Source organism: Streptomyces sp. KLMMK (assembly GCF_036961605.1).
GTDB lineage: Bacteria > Actinomycetota > Actinomycetes > Streptomycetales > Streptomycetaceae > Streptomyces > Streptomyces telluris.
In genome coordinates this window covers 1-5407 of sequence record NZ_JBAMDC010000424.1, presented here as the reverse complement: position 1 = coordinate 5407, position 5407 = coordinate 1, and the positions used below count along the sequence as shown (strand labels likewise).

Genomic DNA, 5407 nt, shown 5'->3' with positions numbered 1-5407 from the left:
GGTCCCGACGGGCTGTTCCACGCGGCGCAGACGCTGCGGCAGCTGACGGTGGAGCGGGGCGGCGCGAAGGGCTTCGCCGGGGCGCTGGTCCGCGACTGGCCGGGCACGGCGGTGCGGGGCCTGTCCGAGGGCTTCTACGGGGAGCCGTGGTCGCGCGAACAGCGTCTGGCGCAGCTGGACTTCATGGGCCGCACCAAGCAGAACCGGTATCTGTACGCGCCGGGCGACGACCCCTACCGGCAGGCCCGCTGGCGCGCCGCCTACCCCGCGGCGCAGCGCGAGGAGTTCCGGGCGCTGGCCGAGCGGGCCCGCCGCAACCACGTGACGCTGGCCTGGGCGGTGACGCCGGGGCAGTCGATGTGCTTCTCCTCGGCCGAGGACCTGCGGGCCCTCAGGCGCAAGGTGGACGGCATGTGGGCGCTGGGGTTCCGCGCCTTCCAGCTGCAGTTCCAGGACGTGAGCTACAGCGAGTGGCACTGCGGGGCGGACGCGGACGAGTTCGGCTCGGGGCCGAAGGCGGCGGCGAAGGCGCAGGCGAAGGTCGCGGGCGCGCTGGCGGCGCACCTGGCGGCGAAGGGGGCGGAGGCGGCCCCGCTGTCGCTGCTGCCCACCGAGTACTACCAGGAGGGGCGGACGGCGTTCCGGCGGGCGCTGGCGGAGCGGCTCGACCCGCGCGTGGAGGTGGCGTGGACGGGTGTCGGGGTGGTGCCGAAGACCATCACCGGCGGCGAACTGTCCGACGCCCGGGCCGCCTTCGGGCACCCGCTGGTGACGATGGACAACTACCCGGTGAACGACTTCGCGCAGGACCGTATCTTCCTCGGGCCGTACACCGGCCGGGAGCCGGCCGTCGCGACGGGCTCCGCCGCGCTGCTCGCCAACGCCTCGTCGCAGGCGGCGGTCTCGCGCATCCCGCTGTTCACGGCGGCCGACTACGCCTGGAACCCGCGCGGCTACCGCCCCGAGGAGTCCTGGCGGGCCGCGGTCGACGACCTGGCCGGGCCGGACCCGCGCACCCGGGAGGCGCTGCGGGCCCTGGCGGGCAACGACGCCTCGTCGGTGCTCGGCGGCACCGAGTCGGCGTACCTGCGCCCGCTGCTGGACGCGTTCTGGACGGCCCTGTCGGGTACGGACGCCAAGGCGCGGGACGAGGCCGCGGGCCGGCTGCGGTCCGCCTTCGGCACGATGCGGGAGGCGCAGCAGCGCCTGTCGGGGTCCTTCGGCGGCGAGGTGGGCCCGTGGCTGGAGCAGCTCGCGCGGCACGGCGAGGCGGGGACGCGGGCGCTGGACATGCTGCTCGCCCAGGCCCGCGGCGACGGCGCGCAGGCGTGGCGGGCGCAGCTGGACGTGCAGCGGCTGCGCGGGCGGATCAAGGACAGCCCGGTGACGGTCGGCAAGGGCGTGCTCACCCCCTTCCTCGACCAGGCCCTGGCGCGGGCGAACGGCTGGACGGGCGTGGACCGGCCGGTGCGCTCCGCGGGCCGGGCCACCGACGGGGACCCGGCCACCGCCCTGACTCCCGCCGCGGGTGAGCCGCTGACCGTACGGCTGGAGGGGCCGCGGCCGCTGACGGCCGTCACCGTGCTCACCGCGCCCGCGCCGGGCGCGCGCGGCACGGCCTGGGCCCGCGACGTCTCCAAGGGGTGGCAGCGACTGGGCGCCGTGTCGGACGGCGGCTGGACGCAGCTGGCCGGCAAGGGGATGCGGGCGGACGCGCTGCGGGTGGTGTGGGAGGGGAACGGCACGCCGCCGCCCGTCCACGAGATCGCCCCGTGGTTCGCGGACACGCCCTCGGCCGACGTGGAGCTCACGCGTGCGGAGGCGGACGCGGAGCTCGGCGGGCGCCCGGCGGCCGTGGAGGTGCGCATGATCAACCGCCGGCCGGAGGAGGTCCGCGAGAAGCTCGTCGTGAAGGCGCCCGAGGGCGTCTCGGTCAAGGCCCCCGCGGAGCTGGCGGTGGCGCGCGGCGGGGTGGCCACCGCACGGATCGAGCTCACGGTCCCGGCGGGCGGCGCGGCCCGCACCTTCACCGTCCCGGTCCGCCTCGGCGACCAGGAGCGGACCCTGACCGTACGGGCGTACCCGCAGGCGGGCGGCCCGGACCTGGCGCGCGGCGCCGCCCTGAGCTCCGCGGGCGGCGGCCGGCAGCTGGAGCTGGCCCGCCCCGTACGCCTGGGGCGGCTGGTGCTGCACTGGCGCGACGGGCAGGACGGCGAGGAGGACGCGGCCCGCTGCCGCGTCCAGGTGTCGGCGGACGGCCGCACCTGGCGGGACGCGGCCTCGGCCTCCGGCGAGGGGGGCACGGAGACGGTGCGCATGGACGCGCCGGACACGCGCTTCGTACGGGTGCAGGGCGGGAAGGCCGGGAACGCCCTGCGGGGTGTGGAGGCATACGCGGTGGGCCGCCCCTGAGGACGTGGTGGACCGCCCCTGAGCGCGGCAGGCACGCCGTCCCCGGGCGCCGGGCCGGCTCTTCGGCCCGCCCGGCGCCCGGGGTACGGAAATGGCCCGGGACTGTCAGGCGGAAATGCCGTCGATCCGGGCCATCGCGTCCTCCGCGCCGAATGCCTCGAGATAAGGCAGCCAGCGCGGGTCCCTATGGCCCGTGCCGATGATGCGCCAGGCCAGCCCGGACGGCGGCGCGGGCTGGTGACGCAGCCGCCACCCCAGCTCGGCGACGTGCCGGTCGGCCTTGACGTGATTGCAGCGGCGGCAGGCGGCCACCACGTTCTCCCAGGCGTGCTGGCCGCCGCGGCTGCGCGGGACCACGTGATCGACGCTGGTTGCGACGCCACCGCAGTACGCACAGCGCCCGCCGTCACGGGCGAAGAGAGCACGGCGGGTGAGCGGGACGGGCCCCCGAAAGGGCACGCGGACGAAGCGTTTGAGGCGGACGACGCTGGGAGCGGGGATGGTGCACGTTGCGCTGTGCATATAGGCGCCGGTGTCCTCGAGGCTGACGGCCTTCTCATTGAGGACGAGTATGAGCGCGCGGCGGAGCGGTACGACGCCGAGCGGCTCGTACGACGCGTTGAGGACCAGGACATGCGGCACGGGTGCCTCCTTGTACGCCGGCGGCGCGTGGCTCGCGCCGGGACGATCTCCTGCAAGTGTCCCCCGGCCCCTGGTCGGAGCGCCACCATGACCGGGTAACGGGTCACGGGTGTTTTGGAACACATCCTGTTCATCCCCCGCTCAAGACCCGTCGCATCTCGAACACAGCAACGGAGGATCACCTCTGCCCCGATAGTGTGGTGAGTCCGCCCGCCCGCACCTCGGGCCGGCGTCCCACACGAAGGGTTCCTGCAGTGTTCTGGTCCGCCGCCCCGGCCGCAGAAGACGCGACGCCCCGTCCTGTCTCTCTCGACGAGGCACAACGGACGGCGAACGACGCCGCCGGCTGGGTCGAGGAGAACTGGTCCGTCTGGCTCAGCAACGGCCTGCGCATCATCCTGATCGTGGTGATCGCGGTGGTGATGCGCTCCCTGATCCGGCGCGCCATCACCAAGCTCATAGCGCGCATGAACCGCACGGCCTCGGCCGTCGACGGCACGGCGCTCGGCGGTCTGCTCGTCAACGCCGAGCGGCGCCGGCAGCGCTCGGAGGCCATCGGCTCCGTGCTGCGCAGCGTCGCCTCGTTCCTGATCATGGGTACGGCCGCGCTGACCGTGCTGTCCGTGCTGAAGATCAATCTGGCCCCGCTGCTGGCGAGCGCCGGTGTGGCGGGCGTCGCCATCGGTTTCGGCGCCCGCAACCTCGTCACCGACTTCCTCTCGGGCGTCTTCATGATCCTGGAGGACCAGTACGGCGTCGGCGACACGATCGACGCCGGGGTCGCCTCCGGCGAGGTGATCGAGGTGGGCCTGCGCGTCACGAAGCTGCGCGGCGCGGACGGCGAGATCTGGTACGTGCGCAACGGCGAGGTCAAGCGCATCGGCAACCTGAGCCAGGGCTGGGCCACGGCCGGCGTCGACGTCCAGGTCCGCGCTGACGAGGACCTGGACCGGGTCCGCGAGATCCTCACCCGCACGGGCGAGGAGATGCAGAAGACCGAGCCGTGGACCGAGCAGCTGTGGGAGCCCGTCGAGGTGCTGGGCCTGAGCGCGACCTACCTCGACTCGGTGGTCGTCCGGGTGTCCGCCAAGACCATGCCGGGCAAGGCGCTCGGCGTCGAGCGCGAGCTGCGCTGGCGCATCAAGCAGGCGCTGGACGCGGAGGGCATCCGCATCGTCGGGCGCCCGGCGGAGGCGAACTTGGAGGTAGGGGCGACGGCGGGGTCCGACCCGATGGCGGCCGTGGCCGCACCGTCCGCCCTGGCGAACCCGGCATCCCCGCAGTCCCAGGCCACGACGCCCATCCCCCCGGCGGTGCCGGGCACGGCTCTCGGCAAGTGACGGCGGCCCGGCGGCCCCGCCGCCGGCCGGTCCGGGCCCGCGCGGCATAGCCCCGCGCGCGGCCCGGCGCCGCTCCGTCTAGCCGCGCTCGACCTTGCCCAGGAAGTCGTCCAGGTTCACGAGCATGCGGGAGATCCGCTCCTCCACGCTCAGCGTCTCCTTGTACCGCATCGCCATCTGCGGGACCTTCTTGCCGCGCAGGTAGAGCGAGCAGGCCAGGTCCGCGCACATGTACGCGCCGACCGTGTTGCCCTCGCGCCCGGCCGGGCCGGTCCGCCGGGCGGCGAGCAGGGAGACGCCCGAGCCCGGGTGCGGGGTCAGGCACAGCGAGCACATCGTGGACTTGGCCATGCTCCGCGGCCCGCCCTGCGGCACCCGCAGGGTCACGCCGGCGAGCTTCCCCTCGCGCTCGGCGACGACGTAGCCGCGGTCCGGCGCACCCGGATCCCGCCAGCCCAGGAAGTCGAGGTCCTCCCAGGGCAGTTCCGAGAGGTTGCGCGGGAGGGCGATCCGGCGCGCCTCCCCCTTGGAGCAGTTGATGAAGGACGCGCGTATGTCGTTGTCGGCGAGGGGGTGCATGGTCAGGGAAATTAACACCGTTCGGGCGGATCGTCGCTTGAATTTCGGGCCGGGCGATTGACGGCCCGCCCGGTCGTTCCCTAGCCTCCCGGCATCGATAGGAAACTTTCCTAACAGTCAGGTTTCCCCACAGGCAGGGACGAGATGGCCGGAACCCCCGGGACACCGCGCGTGCTGCGCGCCATGAACGACCGTGCCGCCCTCGAGCTGCTCGTCGCGCACGGCCCCCTCACCCGCACCCGCCTCGGCGAGCTGACCGGCCTGTCCAAGCCCACCGCCGCCCAGCTGCTCACCCGCCTGGAGGCCGCCGGGCTGGTGCGCCGCACCGGCAGCGTCACCGGGCGGCCCGGACCCAGCGCCGGGCTGTACGAGGTCGACCCGGGCATCGCCCACGTCGCCGCGCTGTCCGCCGGCCCCGAGGGCGTCACCGCGCG

5 protein-coding genes are annotated in these 5407 nt (G+C 74.5%); 3 read left to right on the top strand and 2 right to left on the bottom strand.

The annotated features are described in order from the left end of the window. The coding region (locus tag V7793_RS32790) for a beta-N-acetylglucosaminidase domain-containing protein (protein WP_336013356.1) at positions 1-2412 on the top strand (2412 nt) is incomplete at its 5' end. Positions 2413-2517: 105 nt separating this feature from the next. On the opposite strand, the gene V7793_RS32785 is transcribed toward V7793_RS32790, so the two are convergent. Continuing rightward, positions 2518-3054, bottom strand: a complete 537-nt coding sequence (locus V7793_RS32785) for an HNH endonuclease (RefSeq protein ID WP_030366446.1) — start codon at positions 3052-3054, stop codon at positions 2518-2520. 254 nt (positions 3055-3308) lie between these two features. On the opposite strand from V7793_RS32785, the gene V7793_RS32780 reads away from it, so the two are divergent. Next, complete coding sequence (locus V7793_RS32780; RefSeq protein WP_336013355.1) at positions 3309-4394, top strand: mechanosensitive ion channel family protein; 1086 nt, start codon at positions 3309-3311, stop codon at positions 4392-4394. 78 nt (positions 4395-4472) lie between these two features. Here the strand turns inward: V7793_RS32780 and V7793_RS32775 are convergent, their stop codons facing one another. Further along, positions 4473-4973: an FBP domain-containing protein gene (locus V7793_RS32775; RefSeq protein ID WP_336013354.1), complete on the bottom strand. Its 501-nt coding sequence runs from the start codon at positions 4971-4973 to the stop codon at positions 4473-4475. Positions 4974-5117: 144 nt separating this feature from the next. Between V7793_RS32775 and V7793_RS32770 the strand changes: the two genes are divergently transcribed. Continuing rightward, the coding region (locus V7793_RS32770; RefSeq protein WP_336013351.1) for a MarR family transcriptional regulator at positions 5118-5407 on the top strand (290 nt) is incomplete at its 3' end.

Bases quoted from the DNA above. Each gene is read 5' to 3' on its own strand.
- V7793_RS32775 (WP_336013354.1), bottom strand. From the start codon at position 4,973: ATGCACCCCCTCGCCGACAACGACATACGCGCGTCCTTCATCAACTGC.